The sequence below is a fragment of the Labedella phragmitis genome (assembly GCF_004078635.1).
GTDB lineage: Bacteria > Actinomycetota > Actinomycetes > Actinomycetales > Microbacteriaceae > Labedella > Labedella phragmitis.
Genome location: NZ_RZNB01000006.1, coordinates 198118 through 221393 on the forward strand (window position 1 = coordinate 198118; position 23276 = coordinate 221393).

Annotated in this window: 19 protein-coding genes and 1 pseudogene; 13 read left to right on the top strand and 7 right to left on the bottom strand. The window is 70.6% G+C overall.

Annotated features, from left to right (window positions below):
• The first annotated feature begins 1 nt into the window (after nt 1).
• The 4 genes from ELQ90_RS14325 to ELQ90_RS14340 all read left to right on the top strand — a co-directional run bounded on the left by ELQ90_RS14325 (nt 2) and on the right by ELQ90_RS14340 (nt 4396).
• Nucleotides 2-994: a hypothetical protein gene (locus tag ELQ90_RS14325; RefSeq protein ID WP_128495961.1), complete on the top strand. Its 993-nt coding sequence runs from the start codon at nt 2-4 to the stop codon at nt 992-994.
• Nucleotides 991-2913, top strand: a complete 1923-nt coding sequence (locus tag ELQ90_RS14330) for a DUF4012 domain-containing protein (protein ID WP_128495962.1) — start codon at nt 991-993, stop codon at nt 2911-2913. The genes ELQ90_RS14325 and ELQ90_RS14330 overlap by 4 nt, the downstream gene beginning before the upstream one ends.
• A 157-nt stretch (nt 2914-3070) precedes the next feature.
• Complete coding sequence (locus ELQ90_RS14335) at nt 3071-3598, top strand: hypothetical protein (protein ID WP_128495963.1); 528 nt, start codon at nt 3071-3073, stop codon at nt 3596-3598.
• A 282-nt stretch (nt 3599-3880) separates the two neighbouring features.
• Nucleotides 3881-4396 carry a hypothetical protein gene (locus ELQ90_RS14340; RefSeq protein WP_128495964.1) on the top strand — a complete coding sequence of 172 codons (516 nt, stop codon included), beginning with the start codon at nt 3881-3883 and terminating at the stop codon, nt 4394-4396.
• A 62-nt stretch (nt 4397-4458) separates the two neighbouring features.
• Here ELQ90_RS14340 and ELQ90_RS14345 read toward each other — a convergent pair whose 3' ends face one another.
• From ELQ90_RS14345 to ELQ90_RS14370, 6 genes are all read right to left on the bottom strand, one after another.
• Nucleotides 4459-5589, bottom strand: coding sequence for an ABC transporter ATP-binding protein (locus ELQ90_RS14345; RefSeq protein ID WP_243696196.1), 1131 nt, complete (start codon nt 5587-5589; stop codon nt 4459-4461).
• Nucleotides 5586-6461 carry an ABC transporter permease gene (locus ELQ90_RS14350; protein ID WP_128495965.1) on the bottom strand — a complete coding sequence of 292 codons (876 nt, stop codon included), beginning with the start codon at nt 6459-6461 and terminating at the stop codon, nt 5586-5588. Before ELQ90_RS14350 ends, ELQ90_RS14345 begins: the two co-directional genes overlap by 4 nt.
• Complete coding sequence (locus tag ELQ90_RS14355) at nt 6449-7354, bottom strand: ABC transporter permease (RefSeq protein WP_128495966.1); 906 nt, start codon at nt 7352-7354, stop codon at nt 6449-6451. The genes ELQ90_RS14350 and ELQ90_RS14355 overlap by 13 nt, the downstream gene beginning before the upstream one ends.
• Nucleotides 7355-7363: 9 nt before the next feature.
• Entirely contained in the window at nt 7364-8488 is a 1125-nt protein-coding gene (locus ELQ90_RS14360) for an ABC transporter substrate-binding protein (RefSeq protein ID WP_128495967.1), read from the bottom strand.
• A 149-nt stretch (nt 8489-8637) separates the two neighbouring features.
• Nucleotides 8638-10326, bottom strand: coding sequence for an acyltransferase family protein (locus ELQ90_RS14365; protein ID WP_166409074.1), 1689 nt, complete (start codon nt 10324-10326; stop codon nt 8638-8640).
• A gap of 114 nt (nt 10327-10440) precedes the next feature.
• Complete coding sequence (locus tag ELQ90_RS14370; protein WP_128496012.1) at nt 10441-11295, bottom strand: DUF3097 domain-containing protein; 855 nt, start codon at nt 11293-11295, stop codon at nt 10441-10443.
• 183 nt (nt 11296-11478) lie between these two features.
• On the opposite strand from ELQ90_RS14370, the gene ELQ90_RS14375 reads away from it, so the two are divergent.
• From ELQ90_RS14375 to ELQ90_RS16700, 7 genes and pseudogenes are all read left to right on the top strand, one after another.
• Nucleotides 11479-13632 (top strand): TPM domain-containing protein, encoded by a 2154-nt coding sequence (locus ELQ90_RS14375; RefSeq protein WP_128495969.1) that lies wholly within the window; start codon nt 11479-11481, stop codon nt 13630-13632.
• A gap of 103 nt (nt 13633-13735) precedes the next feature.
• Nucleotides 13736-14509 (top strand): PspA/IM30 family protein, encoded by a 774-nt coding sequence (locus tag ELQ90_RS14380; RefSeq protein ID WP_128495970.1) that lies wholly within the window; start codon nt 13736-13738, stop codon nt 14507-14509.
• Nucleotides 14510-14564: 55 nt separating this feature from the next.
• A complete protein-coding gene (locus tag ELQ90_RS14385) occupies nt 14565-15452 on the top strand; it encodes an arginase family protein (RefSeq protein ID WP_243696197.1) in 888 nt (295 codons plus the stop codon).
• 104 nt (nt 15453-15556) lie between these two features.
• Nucleotides 15557-16375, top strand: coding sequence for a crotonase/enoyl-CoA hydratase family protein (locus ELQ90_RS14390; RefSeq protein ID WP_128495971.1), 819 nt, complete (start codon nt 15557-15559; stop codon nt 16373-16375).
• Nucleotides 16376-16501: 126 nt separating this feature from the next.
• Complete coding sequence (locus ELQ90_RS14400) at nt 16502-17953, top strand: dihydrolipoyl dehydrogenase family protein (protein WP_128495972.1); 1452 nt, start codon at nt 16502-16504, stop codon at nt 17951-17953.
• Nucleotides 17914-18303: pseudogene (locus ELQ90_RS14405) on the top strand (Fe-S oxidoreductase); the annotation flags it as partial. The gene ELQ90_RS14400 and the pseudogene ELQ90_RS14405, both read left to right, overlap by 40 nt.
• 246 nt (nt 18304-18549) lie before the next feature.
• Complete coding sequence (locus tag ELQ90_RS16700; RefSeq protein WP_166409076.1) at nt 18550-20076, top strand: hypothetical protein; 1527 nt, start codon at nt 18550-18552, stop codon at nt 20074-20076.
• A 12-nt stretch (nt 20077-20088) separates the two neighbouring features.
• Here ELQ90_RS16700 and ELQ90_RS14415 read toward each other — a convergent pair whose 3' ends face one another.
• Nucleotides 20089-20562: an SIP domain-containing protein gene (locus ELQ90_RS14415; RefSeq protein ID WP_128495973.1), complete on the bottom strand. Its 474-nt coding sequence runs from the start codon at nt 20560-20562 to the stop codon at nt 20089-20091.
• Between the two features lie 158 nt (nt 20563-20720).
• Here ELQ90_RS14415 and ELQ90_RS14420 point away from each other — a divergent pair, with 158 nt between their 5' ends.
• Nucleotides 20721-21704, top strand: a complete 984-nt coding sequence (locus tag ELQ90_RS14420; RefSeq protein WP_128495974.1) for an alpha/beta fold hydrolase — start codon at nt 20721-20723, stop codon at nt 21702-21704.
• A 58-nt stretch (nt 21705-21762) separates the two neighbouring features.
• Nucleotides 21763-23259 (top strand): ABC transporter substrate-binding protein, encoded by a 1497-nt coding sequence (locus tag ELQ90_RS14425; RefSeq protein ID WP_128495975.1) that lies wholly within the window; start codon nt 21763-21765, stop codon nt 23257-23259.
• Nucleotides 23260-23276: the final 17 nt, after the last annotated feature.

Consider the following 23276-nt stretch of genomic DNA (forward strand, 5'->3'; position numbering starts at 1 on the left):
GATGGCGACGTCACGCCGCCAGTCGGCAGCGCGGGAGTCACGTAGGCCCTGGTGGATCTTCACCGCGCTGATCGTGTTCCTCGTCGTCGACGTCCTTCTCGTCGTGCTCGCGCTGCAATCGACGGCACCCCGCCCACCCGGACCGACCACGCCGCGCCCGAGCGCCTCGAGTGAGTCGACCTCGACTCCGTCCGCCACTCCGGCGACCGACGAGGACGCGGACGCGGACGAGGACGTGGAGGTCGCATCCTCCATCACCGCGGCAGCGCCGACGCGCCTGCTCTCCGCGCTCGACGATCAGGTGGCGTGGCGTGCGACGACCGGCAGTTGCCCGGACGCGCCGGCGATGCCGCAGCTCACGACCGACGGCGGTGCGACCTGGAAGTCGACCGACATCACCGCGAGCACCGATGTCCGTGCTCTGCAGCGGATCCTCGTGACGAGCGCGGATACCGCCTCCTTCATCGGAGCCACGGGAGAGGAGTGCGACCCGGAGTTCGTGCGCACCTTCGTGGCGGGCGACGACTTCGCAGAGAACACCGAGCAGCTCGACGGCACCTGGCACCTCTCCCCCGTCGGCTCGGACACCGTGCACGCCCCTGGCGGTGACGTCGCCGCGCCCTGCGAGAGCGCCGTCGTCGTCTCGCCGCTCGACGACGCCCGCGCCGCGGTCCTCTGCGACGACAGCTCCCTCCACGTCACGACCGACGCCGGCGAGACCTGGACTCGGATCGACGACACGGACGGAGCCGTCGCTCTCACGGAGAGCGAGGAGGGCTTCCTCGTCGCGCTCGTCGGCACATCGGAATGCGACGGCGCGCGGCTCGCCGCCTTCGACTCCGATGGCGCCCGCACCGACGTCGGCTGTGTGCAGAGCCCCCTCGGCGCATCCGAGCTCGCGACCGCCACGGCGATCGACTGGACTGCAGACGCCATCTGGGCATGGGTGGACGACCGGCTTCTCATCTCGACCGACGGAGGAAACACCTGGTGACGAACGACACTCCACGGCACGACGACGAGGCCGTCTCCACGTTCCTCGAGGATTTCGAGGCAGCCGGATCCGACTCGTCGAGCGGCAGGCGGTCCGATGCGCGGACAGGAAGCACCGGCCGCGGCGGAAAGGGACGCAAGCAGTCGAGCCGCCGTCTGCGCCGTCGTCGCCGCATCGTCGGGTGGTCGCTCACAGCCGTCGTCGTCGTTCTCATCGCGGCCGTGGCGTGGGTCGGTAGCCGAGCCCTCCTGGCGAAGAACGAACTCGAGGCCGCCGTCCCGCTCGCGACGCGCATCACCGACTCCATCGGCGACGGCGACACCGCGGCTGCTCACCGGACGTCGCGCGCACTCGTCTCCCACACCATGGCGGCGGCGAGCCTCACGAGCGATCCGATCTGGCGCGCCTTCGAGATCCTGCCGTGGGTGGGTGACGACCTGCGCGCCGTCCGCGACGTCGCCGGCTCCGTCGACGGCCTCGCGCGCGACGCCGTCACCCCTGTCCTCGACCTCACCGAGACGTTCGGGCTCGAGCAGTTCAAACCGGTCGACGGCCGGCTCGACGTGCAGCCGCTCATCGACGCGCAGCCCACGGTCGCCCGGGCCGCCGCCGCGACGGCGGCGGCTCGCCAGCGCGTGCAGGCGATCGACACGTCCGGCACCTTCCAACCGGTGACGGACGCCGTCGGCCGTTTGAGCGGTCTCGTCGACAGTGCGTACGCGGCGACGGACGCGGCCGACCGTGCGGTCCGCCTTCTCCCGCTCGTGCTCGGAAGCGACCGGCCCCGCAACTACCTGCTGCTGTTCCAGAACTCGGCCGAGCCTCGGTCGGGCGGCGGAAACCCCAGCGCCATGGCGCTCGTTCATACGGAGGACGGCGTGATCTCGCTCACGCAGCAGGCATCCGCCGGCGACTTCCCCCGACGAGACACGCCGATCATCGACCTCCCGACCGAGACCGTCAACCTGTATGGAGACATCACCGGTCGTTACGTACAGAACACGACCATCACGCCTCAGTTCCCGCTCTCCGGTCGGATGGCGCAGGCCTGGTGGCAGGACTCCTTCGGCACCGAGGTCGACGGTGTCATCGCTCTCGATCCGACGACGCTCAGCTACCTGCTCGAGGCGACCGGTCCTCTCACGCTCGCGACGGGTGACGAGTTGACCCCGGACAACGCCGTGAAGCTTCTCCTCCAGGACGTCTACGAGCGGTATCCGGAACCGCGCGTCCAGGACGCGTTCTTCGCGTCGACGGCCGCCGAGGTCTTCTCGGCGGTCTCGTCGGGAGACGTCGATCCCGTCGCCTTCATCGGTGCCCTCACCCAGGCGTCCGAGGAGCGGCGCGTACTCGTCTGGAGCTCGGACGCGACCGAGCAGGCCATTCTCGACGGCACGACGCTCAACGGAGACCTCACCCAAAACGGGGGACAAGACCGGTACGGGGTGTACGTCAACGACGCGACCGGCTCCAAGATGGGGGTCTACCTCGACTACCGTCTCGCGACCGGCGACACGACGTGTCGCAACGACGGCCGTCCTTTCCACGACATCGAGCTCACGGTCACGAGCACCGCTCCGGCCGACGCGGCAACGAGTCTCCCCCCGTACGTCACGGGAAACGGACAGTTCGGAGTAACCCCTGGTAATGTGCGGTTTATCGTGTCGTTTTACGGCGCCACCGACTCCCAGTTCGTCGGGATCACCCGAGATGGAGAAACGATCCCGGCGCAGACCGCGCGTGACTTCGACCTTCCTGTCACTCTCACGACCGTCGAACTGGCACCCGGCGAGTCCGCCACGATTCACGCCAGATTCCTCGCACCGGAGGATTTCACGACCCGCCCGGTTACAGAGATGACGCCAGGCGTTCAACAATTCGCAACAGAAACCCTTCGGTTTAGCTGCGAGTTTCCCTAGACTGGTCTCGGGCGGACGCCATCCGCTCGCACCGGCCAACGGTCTCACGACCGGACGGCACCAGGGGAACCGGTCACGCACGACTCGGGTCGCCACCGTCATCTCGGTCACGCACCACCGAGACATCGCAGTCACCTAGACCTCACGGGGGATCATTTTGTTCAGGAAAATCATTGCAGGGGCGGGAATCGCTCTCGTCGCCGTCTTCGCCGCTCCCGCTGCCGCGCAGGCCGTCTACGGACCGGACGAGAGTGTCGTCGTCGACGGCGAGCCCGCACCGGGCGAGACCGTCGAGGTCACGTTCGACGAGGTCTTCGAGGGAGACGAGCAGGTCTCCGGCCAGGTCTCCGGTAACGGCCAGCCCACGATCGCGATCTTCAAGGCCGCAACAGACAGCGTCGTGAAGAGCGCCGTCGACGGAACGGTCGCCTTCGACGTGACCCTGCCCACCGACGCGACCGGCACCTACACCGTCACCGCAACGGGCCTCGAGTCCGGCCTCATCGCGCAGGCCGACATCACCGTCGTCGCCGAGGACGGCTCCGGCGCGGGCGATGAGGACGGCGACGGCCTGGCCGTCACCGGTGGCACCGCGCTCACTGCCATCTGGATCGCCGCCGGCGCCCTCGGCCTCGGTATCGTGCTCCTCCTGGTCCGCACGCTGCGCCGTAACTCGAACGCCTAATACGCGCGTCACCACCGACGAAGGCTCTCGGATCTTCCGGGCGCCGTCTGATCGAAGCTCCACCACGTGACCCTGCGTCACGACGAGAAGGCCCCCGGATTCGTCCGGGGGCCTTCTCGTTTTTTCGTGTCCTCGACGACTGACGGGCGGTTCTCCACAGCCTCCGTCCGAGTGAGCACTGCTCAGCCGCGGCCGGCCCTACCGTGCAGGTGTCGCTTGCTCGGTGCTGTCGCTGTCGCGCGGAGCGGCGATGCCCTCGCCCACCGCCATACGAAGGACACCATGCTCAAGACATTCGCCGCCGGTCTCGGCGTGCTCGTCGCCCTCCTGCTCGCCACTCCCAGTGCCGCCTCCGCCTACGTTCCGGGAGAGGTCTCCGCCGGGTCCGTCACCGGCCGACCCGCTCCCGGTGCCGTCCTCCGTGCCCAGTTCGACCGCGTCTTCCTCTCCGGAGAGACCGTCACTCTCGTCGTCTCGTGCCCCGGACTCAGGGACGTGGAGATCGACGACACCGCCGACGGAGACGGCAGCACGAGCACGCCGCTGACGGTCCCGGCGGGTGCGAGCGGAACCTGCACGGTGTCCGCGTTCGGGGTCAGCTCCGGAGCGGCGGCGGTCGCGTCGTTCACGGTCCTCGACCCGGATGCGCCGGCCGGGGAAGGGGATGCGTCCGGAGACGGCCTCGCCGTGACGGGCGGATCCGGGCTCGCGGCGATCTGGTTCGGGGTCGGTGCTGTCGTGCTGGGTGGCACACTGTTCCTCGTGGGGCGGCATCGTCGGGTCGGCGTCCGTTCCTGAGGGGTCGCCGCCCTTCAAGGGGGTCTCCGCCCGTCGACAGGCTCAGGGACCGTGCAGCCGCGCTAGCGGACCGCGACCGAGTCCGCCGCGACCTCGATCCGGACGACGTCGCCGAAGGAGAGTCGCTCGTCCGCGGAGTGCTGCATGCGGATGGTGACGCCGTCGTCCGTACGGAGTCGCGTGCGGCGCAGGGAACCGAGGAAGGTGCTCTCGAGCACCGTCGCACGCTCGCCCCGGCCGTCCGTCGCGATGCGTACGTTCTCCGGTCGCAGCAGCACCTCGACCTCGCCGTCGGCGCGACGCGACCGCATCGGAAGCGACGCCCCGAAGACCGTCACCGCTCCCCCGGCCGCCGTCGCCGGCACGACGCTCGACAGCCCCACGAAGTCGGCGACGAACGTCGTCGCGGGATCGCGGTAGAGGTCCTCCGGAGAACCGATCTGCTCGATGCGGCCGGCGTTCATGACAGCGATCCGGTCGGAGACGGCGAGCGCCTCCTCCTGGTCGTGCGTCACGAAGACCGTCGTGATCGCGAGTCGCAGCTGGATGCGTCGGATCTCGTCGCGCAGCTGCACGCGCACCTTCGCGTCGAGTGCCGAGAGGGGCTCGTCGAGCAGGAGGACGCGCGGCTCGGTCACGAGCGCACGCGCGAGGGCGACGCGCTGCTGCTGGCCGCCCGAGAGCTGCGCCGGGTAGCGGTCACCGAAGGCCTGCAGCCCGACGAGTTCGAGCGCGGCGACGGCGCGCTCCCGCGCCTCCGTCTTCTTCACCTTGCGCATGCCGAGCCCGAACATCGTGTTCTCGAGGGCCGTGAGGTGGGGGAAGAGCGAATACGCCTGGAAGACCATCCCGAGGTCGCGCTTGTTCGTGGGCACCCGGGAGACGTCGGTGCCGCCGATGCTCACGACGCCGCCCTCGGGGGACTCGAGTCCCGCGAGCACGCGCAGCGCCGTCGTCTTCCCGCACCCGGACGGGCCGAGGAGCGACACGAACTCGCCCGCCGCGATGTCGAGGTCGAGTCCGTGGAGCACGCGGTGCCCTCCGTACTCCTTCACGACGCCGCGGAACGAGACGCTCGCGCCGTCGACGCCCGAGGCGACGAGTGGATTCGACCCCGTCGTGCGGGAGTCGGTCTCGGCCTCGAGCGAGGAGGGGACGCCCTGGCTCGGGTGGGCGTTGGTGTCCATGGTCATGTCGGGTCCTTCTTCGGGGTGGTGCGACGGAGCGCCGCCGCCGTGCCGACGCGACCGATCGCGAGGAGCAGCAGAAACGCGAAGAGCAGCGCGAGCAGGGCGAGGATGACGGCGACGTACGGGTCCTGCTTGTTCACGACGAAGAGCGCCGTCTGCAGGTTCTGCCGGTTGAGCAGCGAGGCGATCGTGAACTCCCCGAGCACGACGGCCACCGAGATGAGCGACGCGGAGAGGAGCCCGACGCGCAGGTTCGGGGCGAGCACCGTGAGGAGCACGCTCCCCCACCCGGCGCCGAGCGAGCGTGCCGCCTCGGTGAGCGTGCGCACGTCGATCGCGTCGAGGTTCGCCTGGATCGCCCGGTACGCGTACGGGAGGACCGTCACGCCGTACGCGAAGGCGAGCGTCCACACACCCGTGCCGACGCTGCGACCGATCGTCAGGTAGATCGGCGAGAGGCCCACGACGAGCACGATCGCGGGGATCGACAGCGGCAGGAGGCACAGGAACTCGAGCGGTCGGCGCAGGGCGGGGAACCGCAGCGTCACGAGGATCATCGTCGGCGCGAGCAGGAACAGGACGATCGCGACGGTCGTGAGACTCAGGACGAGCGAGCCCTGGAGCCCGCGCCAGATGGGCGCGTACTTCCCGGCGTTCGCGGGGTCGACGAGAGCGGCCCAGTGACTGCCGTCGTAGCCGCCCCCGACACCCCGGAGCGTGAACTCGATCATCGACGCGATCGGGATCAGGAAGACGAGCCCGACGACACCGAGGATGACCCCCGTCGTCACGGGCCGCGGCGCGATCCCGGTCCGGTTCGGGGCGGTGCGGTTCAGGCCTGCCCGGTTCAGGCCTGCCCTGTTCAGGCCTGCCATCGTGCCGCCCTCCGCTGGACCAGCGCGTAGGCGGTCATGACGACCGCCATGATGACGATCATGCCGAGGGCGAGCACGCCCGCGACGTTCTCGCGTCCGAGCACGGTCTCGCTCGTGAGGGCCGTGCGGATCTGGAGCGGCACGATCGACGAGCCCTGGCTCGAGAGCGCGGCGGCCGTCGCGTAGGACGAGAACGCGTTGGCGACGAGCAGAAGGAAGCTCGCGAGGAACGACGGCGCGAGCACGGGGATGCCGACCCTGCGCCAGAACGCTCCGGGCGTGCCTCCGAGGGTCAGGACCGCCTCCATCCATTGCGGCTTGATCCCGGCGAGTGCCGGGAGGAACGTGATGACCATGAGCGGCACCTGGAAGTAGACGTACGGCAGGACGAGTCCCGGGAGCTCGTAGATCCACGCTCCGTCCGCGAAGATGTCGATGCCGAAGCCGTCGCGCAGCAGGAGCGTCACGACGCCCTGCAGGCCGATCGTCGCGATGAAGGCGAACGCGAGCATGACGCCGCCGAACTGGGCGAGGACGCCGCTCGCGGCGTCGACGATCGCGCGGGCGCGGCCGCCCTCGGGGAAGCCGAGCATCGCGTAGCTGAGGGCGGCGCCGACGACGGCACCGATGATCGCGGTGAGGAACGAGAGCCAGATCGAGTTCCCGAACGCCGAGAGGATGACCGGGTCGCCGAGGGCCCCGAGATTCTCGAACGTGAAGGCGCCGTCGGCGGTGAAGAGACCGCTCGCCAGGGCGATGCCCGTCGGGAGGGCGAGGAAGACGGCGATGTAGACGCCGAACGGGAGCAACCCGAGGGCTGCGGGGGCGGGGGCGCGCCGGCGCCGTCGACCGGAGTCGACGACACCGACGCGCTCGTGTACTGCTGTCGCCACGAAAGGGGCTCAGCCGACCGCGGCGGCCCATTCGCTGCCGAGGAGCTCACCGGCAGCGGCGCTCTGGTCGGACGTCGGGACGACGACCTCGGTGGGAGCCTCGGGGAGGGCCTCGAAGAGCTCCTGGTCGATGGTCCCGGCCTCGGCCATCGCGTCGGCGAGGACCGGACGGGCTCCACCCGCGAGCCACAGGTTCTGCGCCTCGTCGCTGTAGAGGAACTCCTGCCAGAGGCGAGCCGCAGCGGGGTGCGGCGCGTCCTTGTTCACGGCCTGGTTGTAGTAGCCCGCGTAACCGGTGCCCGGGAGGATCTTGACCTTCCAGTCGGGGTTGTCGGCCGCGTGCGTGACGTTGAGGTAGTCCCAGTCGAAGACGACGGGGGTCTCACCGGAGGCGACGGTCGCGCTCGTCACGTCGAGCTTCAGCATGTTGCCCGCGGCGTTGAGCTCCGAGAAGAAGTCGATGCCGGGGCCGAAGTCGTCGAGGTCGCCGCCGTTCTGCACGGTCGCGAGACCGACGGCCGCGAAGGCCGCGCCCGCCTGCGTCGGGTCGCCGTTGATCGCGACGGAGCCACGGTACTCGTCGCCGAGGAGGTCCTCGAGCGCCTCGGGCTCGTCGAACTTCGAGGAGTCGTACCCGATCGACATGTACCCGCCGTAGTCACCGGTGAAGAGGCCGTCGGGATCCTTGAGCTCGTCCGGGATGGCGTCCCACTGCTCCACCTTGTACTCGGCGAACATGTCCGTGTTCTCGAGCGCGACCGTGAGGCCGAGGTCGAAGACGTCGGGCGCCGTGTCGAGGCCCTCGTTCGTCTCGGCGGCCTGAATCTCCTCGGCGCTCGAGGCGTCGGGCGACGCCTCGTTGATCGTGATCTCGGGGTACTTCGCGGCGAACGCGTCGAGGACGGCGCCGTAGTTGGCCCAGTCGCGCGGCAGCGCGATGACGTTGAGCTGTCCCTCGGCCTTCGCTGCGGCCTCGAGGTCTTCGAGCGAACCGAAATCGGCGAGGCTCGTCGCCGTCGCGGCATCGGTCGACGACGCGGAGTCGGCGTCGGCCTGGCCGGACGAGCATGCTCCGAGGAGCAGGGTGATGGACGCGGCCGCCGCGAGCGCGGCGATTCCTCGACGTGTGGACATCATTTCCTCTCGTGGTGCACCGAGGACGGGTCGGACTCGGTTGCCACCCGGAGGTTATGACCGCGACGCGACGACACGGCGACTCGCGGATGAACGACGCGTGACGCGGCGGAGACCGGTTGGTGTGCGCCCGAGGCCGGTGCGGGGCCTCAGCGGACGAGCGTGATGAGCCAGTCGCGCAGGTCGTCGGCGCGTCCCGTCGTCCACACCTCGGCGAGGTGGTTTCCGTCGCGGAAGACGGGTACCCCGTCGCGTGCGGCGTAGCACCGCTCGGCGTCGCAGATGTCGTCGGTCACATCGAAGGTCGCGACGGCGCCCCGCTCGCTCACCACGTCGAGCCCGACGCCGTTGAGGCCCTCGACGCTGTGCAGGGCATGCGAGCGCTCCGCCGAGCATTCGCTCTCGTCCGCCGCATTGCGGGCGACGCACTCGATCGGGTCGAAATCGAGCCGCGGGTTGTCGACGACGAGCGCCGGTCGGGCACCGGTCACGTCGACGACGTCGAAGAACTCGTGCATCGCCGCTTCCCACTCGTCGAGCCGCTCGTCCGGGCCGAGACGTCCGAGCTCCGGCGAGAGGATGCGCGCGCCGTAGGCCGCGGACTGCGCGAGCACCACGACGTCGGGCCCGACCTCGCCGAGGAGGGCGAGGGTGTCCTCCTGGAAGCGCGCGCACTCGTCGTCGGGCACGCCGTCCGTGTCGAGGAGCGCGACGGGGATCGCGGGGCACGACGATCGCCAACGGACGACGAGCCGCACGTCGGCGGCGAGTGCCGCCTCGTTCATCGCCTCCTTCCAGTGGCCGGCGTGCGAGTCGCCCACGAGCATGACGGTCGTGCCCGAGTCGACGTCGCCGAGTTCGCACACGGCCGGCCCGCTCGCGGCCGGCTTCTCGCGCGTGCATGCCTGGTCGGGGACGGCGGACAGCGCCTCCGCGAAGGTGCGGTACGGTTCGTGCGAAGTGACGGCGACTCCCCCGCCAGCGAGACCCGCGGCGGCGAGGAGGGCGCCGGCGGTCACACCTCCCACGACGGCGACGGTACGTCGAGGCGAGGCGACGAGCCGCGGCCGGAAGCGGATGGGCGTCTCGACGAACCGCGACGTCAGCGCCGCAGCGCCGAGCGAGGCGAGGCCGGCCGCGCAACCGACGCCCACCCCGTCGGCGACCGACCGCGTGGGGACGGCGACGGCCGCGAGCACGATGAACGGCCAGTGCCACAGGTACCAGGAGTACGACACGGAGCCGATCCACTGCAGCGGTCGCGCGGCGAGCACTCGCGACACCCGTCCGTGCGCTCGCCCCGATCCGGACGCGATCACGAGCACGGTGCCGATGACGGGAAGCGTCGCGATCCAGCCGGGAAAGGGCGACCCGGGGTCGATCGCGAGCATGCTCACGACGAGGAGCGCGACTCCGAGCCCGGCGAACACGTCGGCGACCGTGCGAGATCGCACGACCCGCTCGAGGGGCGCGAGGGCGAGCAGCCCGGCGAGCGCGAACTCCCACGCACGGGCGGGCAGGAGGTAGAAGGACCACGACGGTTGGACCGGCGTCCAGATCACGGAGAGCAGGAACGAGAAGAGGATCGTGACGAGGAAGGCGGCGGCGAGCGCGCGCCGGGGACGCGCACCCATCCGTCGGGCGATCCACGCGACGCCCACGATGAGCACGGGCCAGACGGGGTAGAACTGCTCCTCGACACCGAGCGACCACGTATGCAGGAACGGGCTCGGGACGAGGCCGTCAGCGAAGTAGTCGGTCGCGCACGCGGCGAAGACGAGGTTCGAGACCGAGAGCAGCGCTGCGATGGCGTCGAGTCCCACAGCGGTCCAGCGCACGGGCGAGAGCACCACGAGGGTGGCGCAGCGGTCACGACCACCGGGCCCCTCCCTCGCTGAGGAGCAGCCTAGCGAGGGACCTGTGGCGGCGTCAGCGGGTCGCTTCCCGGGTGATCAGTCGGTCGGTTCGGTGACGAAGTCGATGAGCTGCTCCACCCGGCCGAGCAGTTCGGGCTCGAGGTCGCCGAAGCCGTTGACGCGCGAGAGGATCCGTTGCCACGCCCGCGCGATGTCCGCTTGCGTCTCGTGGGGCCAGCCGAACGCCTGGCAGATGCCCTTCTTCCACTCGATGCCGCGCGGGATCGTCGGCCACGCCCGGATGCCGAGGCTCGACGGCTTGACCGCTTGCCACACGTCGATGAACGGGTGACCGACGATGAGGACGTGCTCGCGGTAGGCGGGCTTCACGGCCCGTGCGGCGATGCGGCTCTCCTTCGACCCCTCGACGAGGTGGTCGACGAGCACGCCGATCCGGCGGCCCCGGTTCGGGGCGACGTCGTCGAGGTGACTCGCGAGATCGTCGACGCCGCCGAGGTACTCCACGACGACGCCCTCGACGCGCAAGTCGTGCCCCCAGACCTTCTCGACGAGTTCGGCATCGTGCCGTCCCTCGACGTAGATGCGGCTCGCGCGCGCCGTGCGCGCGGTGAGGTTCTCGACGGCGAAGGAGCCGGACGCGGTGCGCTTCTTGCCGGCGGGAGCCGCGGCCGCGGCTGTGAGCACGACGGGCTCCCCGTCGATGAGGAAGCCCCCGCCGAGGGGGAAGGCGCGGACCATGCCGCGGCGGTCCTCGAGCTCGACCATGCGGGCGTCGACGCGCACGACGGCCCCCACCCAGCCGCTCGCGAGCTCCTCGACGACGAGGTCGCGCTCCACGGGGACCGTGCGGGCGACCTTCTTGCCGGCTCCGCGCCAGTCGCCGGCGAGCACGTCCGTTCCGTAACGGTCGAAGGGGTCGCGGGAGTCCATCACCCTGACACGCTAATCCGCCGCTCGGACGAGCCGCCGAGCCACGCCGCTCCTCGTCGACCGCGCATCGGTGGTTCCCGTCGGGGTTCCTGAGCGAGCACTGGGACCCAGCTGGGTGGATGGACGACGCCGGAGCCCGCCGCCTAGACTTCGAGGAACGCGCGGAAACGGGAGAGTGGGCCGATGCTGGCGAGATTCGGAACGGCTTTCGCCGCCGTCATGGTGGCGCTCACGAGCGCTGTCTCCCCCGCCGTCGCTTCTCCGACGGCCACCTCTGCCGCATCGTCATCCCTCGTTTCACCCGCCATCTCGGCCAGTCTCGCCGCCGTCCCCGCCGAGTCGCCCGTCGATCTCGGTTCCGAAGCGATCGTCGACGAGGCCGGTGCCCTCGACGCGACGGGAACGGCCGCGATCGAGGAAGCCGTCTCCACGCTGCAGGACGAGGGTCTCGACCTCTGGGTCGTGTACGTCGACGAGTTCGAGTCGCCTACCGACGCCGAGTCGTGGGCCAACACGACGGCGGAGCAGAACGGTCTCGGTCCGAGCCAGTACCTTCTCGCGGTCGCGACCGAGGGTCGCACGTTCTACCTCTCCGGCGACACGTCCGGCCCCGTGACCGGTGAGCAGTTGACGAGCATCGAGGAGGACGCGATCCTCCCCGAACTCCGTGACGTCGACTGGGCCGGAGCGGGTGTCGCCGCCGCGAACGGGCTCCGCGCCGTCGTGACGGGCGGCACGATCGGCGAAGAGCCCTCGTCGGGCGGTGGCGGAAGCGGCGGAGGCGGTGGAGTCTTCTGGTTCATCGTGATTGGCGCCGTGGTCGTGGGCGCGATCATCTTCCTCCTGGTCCGGTCCCGCCGGTCGCGCGGAGGGGTCACGGGCTCGGCCTCCGCTCCGGTCCCGGCGCCGCTCGAGGAGCTGCAGCGGCAGGCGGGTGTCGCGCTCGTGCAGACCGACGACGCCGTGCGGTCGAGCGAACAGGAGCTGAGCTTCGCCCTCGCGCAGTACGGCTCCGAGGCCGTCACCCCCTACCGCGCCTCGATCGACGCGGCGAAGGCGAAGCTCACCGAGGCGTTCGCGCTCAAGCAGCAGCTGGACGACCACATCGAGGACTCGGAGCAGCAGGTCCGCGAGTGGAACGCCCGCATCGTCGCGCTGTGCGACGAGGCGGACGACGCCCTCGACTCGCAGGCGGAGTCGTTCGCACAGCTGCGAGCGATCGAACAGAAGGCCCCGGAGGTCCTCGCCTCGGTCCGGACGGATGCCGCGACGGCGGCGACGCGCCTCCCCGGTTCCCGCGAGCGAATCGCCGCGGCTGCCGCCCGCTACGCCCCGAGCGCCCTCGCGCCCATCGTCGACAACGCCGATGAGGCCGCGGGTCTCCTGTCCTTCGCGGACGCACGCTTCGGCGAAGCAGGCGGCCACATGGCGGCGCAACGGACGGGAGAGGCCGCCGTCGCGATCCGCGCGGCCGAGACGGCCGTCGACCAGGCCGAGTCGCTCCTCGACGCGACCGACCGGCACCTCGAGCAGCTCGGGCAGGCCGAACAGGCCATCCCCGGCCTTCTCTCGGAGCTCGACGCGGAGATCGCCGCGGGCCGAGCCCGCGAGACGCGGGGTGGTGACCTCGCCGCCGCCATCGCGGGAGCCGAGACGGTCGTCGCCGAGGTGCGCGCGGCCGGATCCAGCGGAGCGCCGACCGATCCCCTCGCGACCCTCGATCGGCTCACGACCGCCGACCAGGCCATCGAGGCCGCGACGAACCAGGTCCGGGAGGCCGAACAGGCGAGGCGGCGTGCGAACGGGATGCTGCAATCCGTGCTGGTCTCCGCGCGCGCCCAGGTGAGCGCCGCCGCCGACTTCATCTCCGCCCGCCGCGGTGCGATCAGCGAGAACGCCCGCACTCGCCTCGCGAGCGCCGCACAAGCGCTCTCGATGTCCGAACAGCTCGCCGATTCCGACCCCGCGACGGCCCTGCAGCACGGTCAGCGAGCGGAGGCGCTCGCGCGGGAGGCCATGAGCTCCGCGCAGAGCGACCTGGGGTCGTACTCCTCGTCGCGCATGTCGACCGGCAGCGGTATCGGAGACGCCGCAACGGGAGCCGTGATCGGCAACATCCTCACCGACATGCTCTTCGGCGGTGGCGGACGCGGGGGCGGCGGAGGCTTCAGCGGCGGCTTCGGCGGAGGCTTCAGCGGCGGCTTCGGCGGAGGCTTCGGCGGCGGCGGACGCTCCCGCTCCGGTGGCGGCAGCTTCGGAGGATCCCGATCGCGATCGAGCTTCGGCGGATCCCGAGGCGGCGGCGGACGCTCCCGACGCGGCGGCGGCCGGTTCTGATGCCGAGACCGTCCTCGCCGGGTCCCCCAGGCTTCACCCCCGGCTACGTGACCACCGTCGACTCGAACCCCACACGACAGCACCACAACGAGAGGAACACCCCATGAGCAAGCAGTCGATCTTCGGACGCATCAGCCAACTCGCCCGCGCCAACATCAACGCCCTCCTCGACCAGGCCGAGGACCCGCAGAAGATGCTCGACCAGATGGTGCGCGACTACACCAACTCGATCGCCGACGCGGAGAGCGCGATCGCCGAGACCATCGGCAACCTCCGCCTCCTCGAGCAGGACCACGCCGAGGACGTGCGTGCCGCCCAGGAGTGGGGCCAGAAGGCCCTCGCGGCGAGCCGCAAGGCCGACGAGTTGCGCTCCGCCGGGAACACGACGGACGCCGACAAGTTCGACAACCTCGCCAAGGTGGCTCTGCAGCGCCAGCTGAGCGAAGAGCGCGAGGCGCGCGCCGCCGAGCCGCAGATCTCCGCCCAGACGCAGGTCGTCGACAAGCTCAAGTCGGGTCTCGACAACATGAAGGGCAAGCTCGAGCAGTTGAAGTCGAAGCGCAGCGAGCTCATCGCCCGCGCGAAGACGGCCGAGGCCCAGCAGCGCGTGCACGACGCCGTCAAGAGCATCGACATCATGGACCCGACGAGCGAGGTCTCCCGCTTCGAGGACAAGATCCGTCGCGAGGAGGCGAAGGCCGCCGGTCAGGCCGAGCTCGCCGCGTCGAGCCTCGACGCGCAGTTCGAGTCGCTCGAGGACCTCGGCGAGCTGACGGAGGTCGAGGCGCGCCTCGCCGCCCTCAAGAGCGGTGGCTCCGCCACGTCGCTCCCCGCCGTGGAAGCGACGCCGGGCACCTCCTACACGCCCGGTCAGTGACGATCACTCCGTTCGCGTCGCGGGGCGGGGCGAGTTCGACTCGCCCCGCCCCGCGGTGCTCCCTCGTGCGGCGATCCAGCGCCGCGACGACGAGATCGACGGTCTGACGATGGCCCGCTTCGTCGTGGTGCCCCAGTGGCAGGGCTCCGGATCCGATCGCGCGATGCGACTCGCGACCGGCGCCGAGCGCATCGCCGCCGAGCTGCCCCGCGCCGCGACCGAGATCGTCGAGGTGCCCCTCGAGGCCGGTTCGGCGCTCGAGACCGGCGTCGTGCGCGCGTCGTCCGTACTGCGCGTCCGCGAGACCCTCGCCGCCACGCTCGGCGACTCGCCCGTGCCCGTCGTCACGATCGGCGGCGATTGCGGTGTCGAACTCGCCGCGGTCGAGCACGCGGTCGTGCAGCACCCCGACCTCGCGGTCGTCTGGTTCGACGCCCACGCCGACCTCAACGTGCCCGAGGAGTCGCCGTCCGGCGCATTCCACGGGATGGTCCTCCGGTCGATCCTCGGCGGCGGACCGCGAGCGTTCGCCTCCCGCGCCGCCGTACCGGCCGATCGCACGGTCCTCGCGGGCGCGCGATCGATGGACCCCGGCGAGGAGGCCTTCGCCGCGTCCTCAGGGGTGCACGTCCTGCCGGGTGACGACGCCACGACAGACGCCGTGCTGACGGCACTCCGCTCCACGGGAGCGTCGAGCGTGTACCTCCACATCGATCTCGACGTGCTCGACCCGTCGTCGGTCACGGCCGTGAACCACCCCGAACCGTTCGGACTCTCGGTGACCGGGCTGCTCGACACGGTGCGCGCGATCCGCGCGGAGTTCGACCTCGCCGGCGCCGGCATCACCGAGTTCGCGCCCGACGACTCCGATGCGGCCGACTCCGTGGCGATCGGCGACGACCTCACGACGATCCTGCGCCTCATCGGTGCGCTGCGTCCCTGATCCGGGCGCCGGACGGGTCACCGAGCGCCGGGGCGGCGAGCGGCGGGGCGGCGAGCGCCGGAGACCCCTCGACGGACGCGGATCACGGCGGGCAGAATGAGGCCATGCCTTCTCCCGCGACGTCCCCTTCCCCCGCGACGCGAGAGTCGCTCGTCCTCACCGAACGACGGGGACACGTGTTCCTCATCGGCCTCAACCGCTCCGAGAAGCGCAACGCCGCGACCTTCGAGATGCTGCAGCAGCTCGCCGCCGCGTACGGCGAGCTCGACGACGACCCGGAGCTGCGCGTCGGGGTCGTCTGGGCCGTCGGCGACCACTTCACGGGCGGACTCGATCTCGCGGACATCGGCCCGCGGCTCGGTTCCGATGGATTGGACTTCGTCCCCGACGGCGGTATCCACCCGTGGCAGGTCGAGGGACGGAGCCTCCGGAAACCCGTCGTGATCGCCGTTCAGGGCACGTGCTTCACGCTCGGTATCGAGCTCGCGCTCGCGAGTGACATCGTCGTCGCCGCGTCGGACACGCGCTTCGCACAGCTCGAGGTCTCCCGCGGGATCCTCCCCTTCGGAGGGGCGACGATCCGGTTCCCGCGTGTGGCGGGCTGGGGCGACGCCATGCGTTGGATCCTCACAGGCGACACCTTCGATGCTGCGGAGGCGCACCGTATCGGCCTCGTCCAGGAGGTCGTCGAACCCGGTGCCCAGCGGGATCGCGCTCTCGAGCTCGCCGAGCGCATCGCCGCGCAGGCTCCGCTCGCCGTTCAGGCGGCCCTCGCCAACGCTCGCACCGCCGTGCGCGAGGGAGACGCCGTCGCCGAGGCCGCACTGGGCCCGGCCCTCGCGTCCCTCGCCGCGAGCGAGGACGCGGCCATCGGCATGCGCGCCTTCGCGACCCGCACGACGCCCGACTTCGTGGGACGCTGACATCCGGTCGGACGCCCACGCCGAACACCAGCACGAGCACGAGCACCGATACCGACACCGATACCGATACCGACACCGACACCGACACCGACACCGACACCGACACCGACAATAAGGAGTCCGCACATGACCGAGAGCACGACAGACACGTGGGACCTCATCGTCATCGGAGCCGGAGCGGTCGGTGAGAACGTGGCCGACTATGCCACCAAAGGCGGTCTCCGCACGGTGATCGTCGAGGCCGAACTCGTCGGCGGCGAGTGCTCGTACTGGGCGTGCATGCCCTCGAAGGCCCTCCTGCGTCCGTCCTCCGTGCTCAACGCGGCTCGGCGTGTCGCGGGGGCGAGCGCAGCGATCACGGGCGACCTCGACGTCGCCGCCGTGCTCGAACGCCGCACGGGATTCACGAGCGCGTGGGACGACTCGAGCCAGGTTTCCTGGCTCGAGGGCGCCGGCATCGACCTCGTGCGCGGCCGCGGTCGCCTCGTGGGACCGCGCGCCGTCGACGTGACCCAGTCGGACGGCACCGTCCGCCGTCTCACTGCGACGCACGCCGTCGCCGTGTGCACCGGCTCGACGCCGACCCTCCCGCCGATCGAGGGCCTCGCGGACGCGAAGCCGTGGACGAGTCGCGAGGCGACCTCGATGACCGAGGTGCCGGAGTCGATCGCCATCATCGGCGGCGGAGTCGTCGCCGCCGAACTCGCGACCATCTTCCGCTCGCTCGGCGCCGAGGTCACGATGATCGTGCGGAGCCGCCTCCTCGGTTCGCTCGAGGACGTCGCCTCCGACGCTGTGCGCTCGAGTCTCGAGGAGTCGGGCGTCCGGATCGTGACGGGCTCGCCGTCGGCTGTGAGCCGCGACGACGACGGCCTCGTCCGCGTCGAGCTCGGCGAGGACGCCCCCGCGATCGAGGCGCGTGAGCTCCTCGTCGCGACGGGTCGGCACCCCGCCACATCGGACCTCGGCCTCGAGACGGTGGGTGTCGAGCCGAAGGACCTCCGGGTCGACGACTCCATGCGTGTCGCAGGGGTGCACGACGATTGGCTCTACGCCGTCGGCGACATCAACGGGCGCGCTCTCCTGACCCACCAGGGCAAGTACCAGGCCCGCGCAGCGGGCCTCGCGATCGCGGCCCGAGCCGCCGGGACGCTCTCGGCGGCCCCCTCGGCGCGCCCCGAACCGTGGAGCGACTTCGCGGCCACGGCCGACCACGAGCACGTCCCGTCCGTCGTCTTCACCGATCCGGAGGTCGCGACCGTCGGCCTCACCTCGACGGCCGCGCAGGAGGCCGGATACCCCGTGCGCGTCATCGACTACGACCTCGGCTCCGTCGCCGGCTCCGCGGTCCACGCCGACGGGTACACGGGGACGGTCCGCGCCGTCATCGACATCGAACGGCGCATCATCCTCGGGATGACGTTCGTGGGTCAGGACGTGTCCGAGATGCTGCATGCCGCCACGATCGCCGTCGTCGGCGAGGTGCCGCTCGACCGCCTCTGGCACGCCGTGCCCGCCTACCCGACCATGAACGAGGTCTGGCTCCGGATCCTCGAGACCGAACGGTACCCCGCGTGACGTCGTTCCTGCTCGACTCCCCGGTCAGTCGCGCCGGCTACTACTTCGCCACGGCCGTGGGCGCGACGTGGGGCTTCCTGATGTCGACCGGTCCTGTCGAGCGGCGGAACGGCCTGCTCGTCTTCACGGGGATGCCGAAGCACGCATTCGGCCGCGGCGGATCCTGCGTCGGCGGGTGCTACCTCACCGACACGAACGTCTCAGACGACATCCTCGAACACGAAGCCGTCCACAAGCGGCAGTGGCAGCGCTACGGCATGCTCTTCCCGCTCCTCTACTTCGTCGCAGGACGTGACCCGCTGCGGAACCGCTTCGAGATCGAGGCGGGCCTCGAGAAGGGCGGCTACGTGCGGACGCGACGTCGGAGCGGTCGGCGCGCGACGACCGGGGCCGCCCCGACGCCGGCGGCCCCTACTCGCCGACGCATTCGGCGGGACGGCGACGCGCCGGAATCGTGACCCGAGGGGGTGGAATCACGGGAATCACGTGCGCGCCACCCCCCCTTCCGGGTACCCTCAGGGAGACGGTTCCGCGTGAGGGATTCCCCCCAGCCCGCACGGTGAGAGCCCGACGTGAGCCGACGGCGGGAGCCGGCCATGCATTTCCTCGACGTCACCCTGCGCCGAAGCGCCAGCGGCGTCTTCGTCGAGCCCGAAATCAGCGGCTTCGCCCTCGTCGGCCGTCTCCAGCCGATCGGGCGCCTCCCGGTCGTCCGCCGCCTGCCCCTGCTCGTCTGCCTCGTGCTCGTCGTCCAGCTCCTCGGCGGTGCGTTGTCGGAGGAGGGCCGCGGGTTGAGCCCCATGATGTCTACAGCCGTCACCGTCGCGAGCGCCGTCTCCACGGGTGCCGCCACGGTCAGCTCCGCCGTGACGGCCGCAGCGACCACGGCGGCCGACTCGACGCGACACGCCATCGCCGTCGCCGCCCACGTCGACCTCGACGAACGCGAGAGCGCCATGGCCCTCCTCGACTCCGCGCGCGCCACACCGACCGTGTTCGCGAACCCCTCGACCGTGACCCGGGTCCTCGACGCCGCTCTCCCCGCGGTGATCGTCGAACGCTGGTGGAACGGACTGGACGCGGCGGAGCGGGCCGGGCTCATGACGGCGGCTCCCGTCCTCGTCGGCAACCTCGACGGAGTCTCACTCGAGGATCGCGTCGCCGCGAACCGGCTCACGGCGGCGCGGACTCTCGCCGCTTACCCGCGCACGGGCTCGGACCTCGCGAGCGCCGAGGCCTCCTACCTCGCGAAGGCCGCGTCCGGGATCGTGTCCCTCTACGCCTTCGACGTGGCTCGCGACTCCATCGTCGAGATCGTCGGCGACCCCGGCACGGCGACTCGCGCCCTGGTGTTCACGCCCGGCACGACCGCGTCTCTCACCGACTTCTACACGGGCAACATGCAGTCGCTCGCCTCCTGGGAGGTCGCCAAGGCACCCGTGTCGCAGCCGACCGTGGCCTTCGTCTCGAAGATCGGGTCCTTCCCCGAGTGGAGCGTCAGCGACGGCCCCCTCGACAACCGCCGCTCGATCGAGCTCGGCGTCTCCTTCCACCGTTTCAACGAGGGGCTCGACACGACCGCGGTCGGCTCCCTCGCACGCACCTCCGTCGAGCACAGCTTCGGGTCGAGCGTCGGCGGCGTCGCGGAGATGCTCGGCACGCGCTTCGAGACACGAATCGTGCTCGGCGGCGTCGGCATGGTCGCGGGGTGGCTGCCGTCGGAGACCACGCGCTACGTCGCCTACGCGGCGGGCAATGACGTGACACGCTACATCTACGGACTCGTCAACGGCGACGCCGTGGGTTATGCGGTCTCCCCCTCCGCCGGCAACAGCTTCGAGCAGAGGGACCCGGCCCTCGCATCGGATTCGTGGTACCTGCCGCTGCGGCTGTTCGCGGGCGTCGTCGGCCCGGCGATCGAGGTCGTCGAGGGGTTCATCAACCACAACAAGGTCGCGTCGGCATCGGGCAACACGTCCGTGCTCGAGAGCATCCGCTCCGACATCGTGCTCTCGGCCGCTCCGCGCGTCGACCTGCGGAGCGGCGACGCCCCGGCCGACCCGCCCACGGCTCACGTCGAAGCGCTCTTCCTCACCCCGCGCGAGTCCAACCCGGAGTGGTAGGGCGCAGAGACCTCAGGACAAGCGGTAGCTCGCGGGTGCCGTGACGCGGTCGGCGTCGACGTTGCGCGTGTGCACGAGGTGCTCGAAAACGGGAGCCACGCCGCGGTAGTCGCCGCCGAGCCAGACCTGCACTTCGCCGGCGCGGCTCTCGGGAGCGTCGCACAGCATCTCGTCGGCCCACGCGCGGACGGCGCGGGAGAGCGCCTCGCCTCGAGCGCACGCAGCGCCCGATCCGGGAGCACCCGATCGCGACGATCGCGCCAACCATGTGACGGTCATGCGCGAGGGCACCGAGACGATGCCGATGTCGTCGACGGATGCCACCTCGATGAAGACGCGACCGCTCGCGCACAGCGGGAGGGTGGCGATCATCGCCTCGAGTTCCGCGATCGCGGACTCGTCGCATGCGAGCAGGAAGGGAGCGAGACGGCGGCTCTCCGCTGCGGACGAGCGGCGCCGGAAGGACTCGCGAGAGGGGGTCGACATAACAGCTCAAGTATAGGCATGCCTAACCTCACCGCAGCATGCCTGTCAGGGGTCGCCCAGGCACCGGCGTCACCGATCGTCACGATCCGGTCGCGATGGATCGCCGGACTCGACCGATGCACCAGACTGTACCGAGTACGGAAATCAAGGAGACCCCGATGAGCGACGTCGACACGACCGACGAGTTCCGCTACCTGCCGGAGCAGGCCGCCGCCGTCTCGGCGGCTCGAGGCGGTCCCGTCGACGAGCCCGTCGCCGCGTCCGTCCCGCCTCACCGCCGGGCGCACGTCACCGATCGGGACGGTCGCACCGTGAGTGCGATCGAATGGGGAACGGGCGGCCCCGAGGTCACCTTCCTGCACGGTGCGGGTCTCAACGCCCACACCTGGGACGCGACGGCGCTCGCCCTCGGGCGCCCCGCGCTCGCGATCGACCTCCCCGGGCACGGGCACTCCGACTGGCGCGACGACCTCGACTACCGGGCCGAGACGAACGCATCAGCCGTGTTCTCGGTGCTCGAGCACGTGGGTGCCGATTGCCAGCTCGTCGTCGGGCAATCCCTCGGCGGGCTCACCGCAGCCGCTCTCGCCTCAACGAACCCCGGCACCGTGTGCGGCCTCGTCGTCGTGGACATCACGCCGAGCGTCGACACGTCGACGGGTGCTGCAGCGGTCCGCGACTTCCTCGACGGACCCGACGTCTATGCCTCACGGGAGGAGATCGTCGATCGCGCCGTCGCCTTCGGCATCGGCTCCGACCGGGACGCTCTCGCGCGCGGAGTGTTCCTCAACTCGAAGCCCGTCGAGGGCGGTTTCATCTTCCGCCACCACCTCGCGAATCTGCGGGGCGGCGCCGCTCCCCTCTTCGACGCGGACACGTCCGGGCTCTGGTCGGCGTTCGAGCGCCTCACCGTCCCCGTGCTCCTCGTCCGCGCGTCGTGCGGTTTCCTCACGGACGATCTCGAGGAGGAATTCCTCGCGCGTGTCCCGGGTTCTCGTTCGGTGACGATCGAGGGCAGGCACAACCTGCAGGAGGACGCTCCGATCGCCCTCGCCGAGGCGATCGCGTCGGCGCTGAACCGCTCCACCGGGACCACGGATTCCCCGCCGTCCCCCTCGTCCTCCGACACGCACAGCGCGTGACCCGATGCCGGGTACGCTTTTCCCCGGCCTGCAGCACGTCGAAAGGAACTCGTCCGTCATGTCCCGCTTCCGCCGGAACGCCGTGGTCGGGCTCGCGCTCGTCGCGGCCCTCGCCCTCACCTCGTGCACCTCGGGCAACGACACCGACCCGACGGGCGGCGACGACTCCTCGGTGACGGTCGGACTCGTCCTCGAACCCACGGATCTCGACATCCGTCGTACGTCGGGCGCCGCCCTCGAGCAGGTCCTCATCGACAACGTCTACGAAGGACTCGTGTCGCGTACCGCCGACGGCGAGATCGTGGACACTCTCGCGGCGAGCCATGAGGTCAGCGACGACGGCCTCACCTACACGTTCACGCTCAATGACGGCGTCACGTTCCACTCGGGCAACGAGCTCACGGTCGACGACGTCGTCTGGTCGCTCACGGGTGTGAAGGACGACGACGCCCTCGTCGACCACGCGATCTTCGAGAACGTCGCAACGATCGCGGCCGAGGGCGACGACACCGTCGTCATCACGCTGTCGGCCCCCGACTCGAACTTCCTCTGGAACCTCACCGGTCGCGGCGGGCTCGTCTTCGAGGAGGCCGACGACACCGACCTGTCGACCGCCGCGAACGGCACCGGCCCGTACACGCTCGACCGCTGGCGTCAGGGTTCGAGCATCTCGCTCGCGCGCTTCGACGACTACTGGGGCGAGTCCGCTCACGTCTCCGAGGTGGTCTTCGAGTACATCCCCGACGCGACCGCCGGCGTCAACGCCATCGTCGCGGGCGACATCGACGTGCTCACGCCGGTCGACGCGAACCTGCGCGATCAGGTCGAGGCCGTCGACGAGCTCACGATCACCGAGGGCCGCACGACCGACAAGTACACGCTCGCCTTCAACAACCAGCGCGCACCGCTCGACGACGTGCGCGTGCGCGAGGCGCTCCGCCTCGCGATCGACCACGAGGCGATCATCGCCGCCATCGGCGGCGCGGGAATCGAGCAGGGCGGCCCGATCCCGGAGCTCGACCCCGGTTTCGAGGACCTCACCGACGTGCGTCCGTTCGACCCGGACCGCGCGAGGGCTCTCCTCGCCGAGGCGGGCCAGAGCGACCTCGAGCTGACGCTCACGATCCCGAACATCTACGCGACGACCGTCTCGAACCTGCTCGTGTCGCAGTTCAAGGACGTCGGCGTGACGCTCGACGTCGAGTCGGTCGAGTTCGGCGCGTGGCTCGAGGACGTCTACACGAACAAGGACTTCGACCTCAGCTACGTCGACCACCTCGAGGCGCGCGACTTCGGCAACTGGGCCGACCCGGAATACTATTTCGGCTATGACAACCCGGAGGTGCAGTCGCTCTTCCAGGAGTCGATCGCCGCAACGGACGAGGAGCAGGCATCCGCTCTGCTCGCCGAGGCCGCACGTATCGTCGCCGAGGACCACGCCGGAGACGTGCTCTACAACGCCACGGCGCTCACGGCCATCGCCGACGGGATCACGGGCTTCCCGACGGACTCCCCCAACGCACGACTCGACCTGGGCGAACTCGCGGTCGAGTAGCGACGTGACCGTCCGCG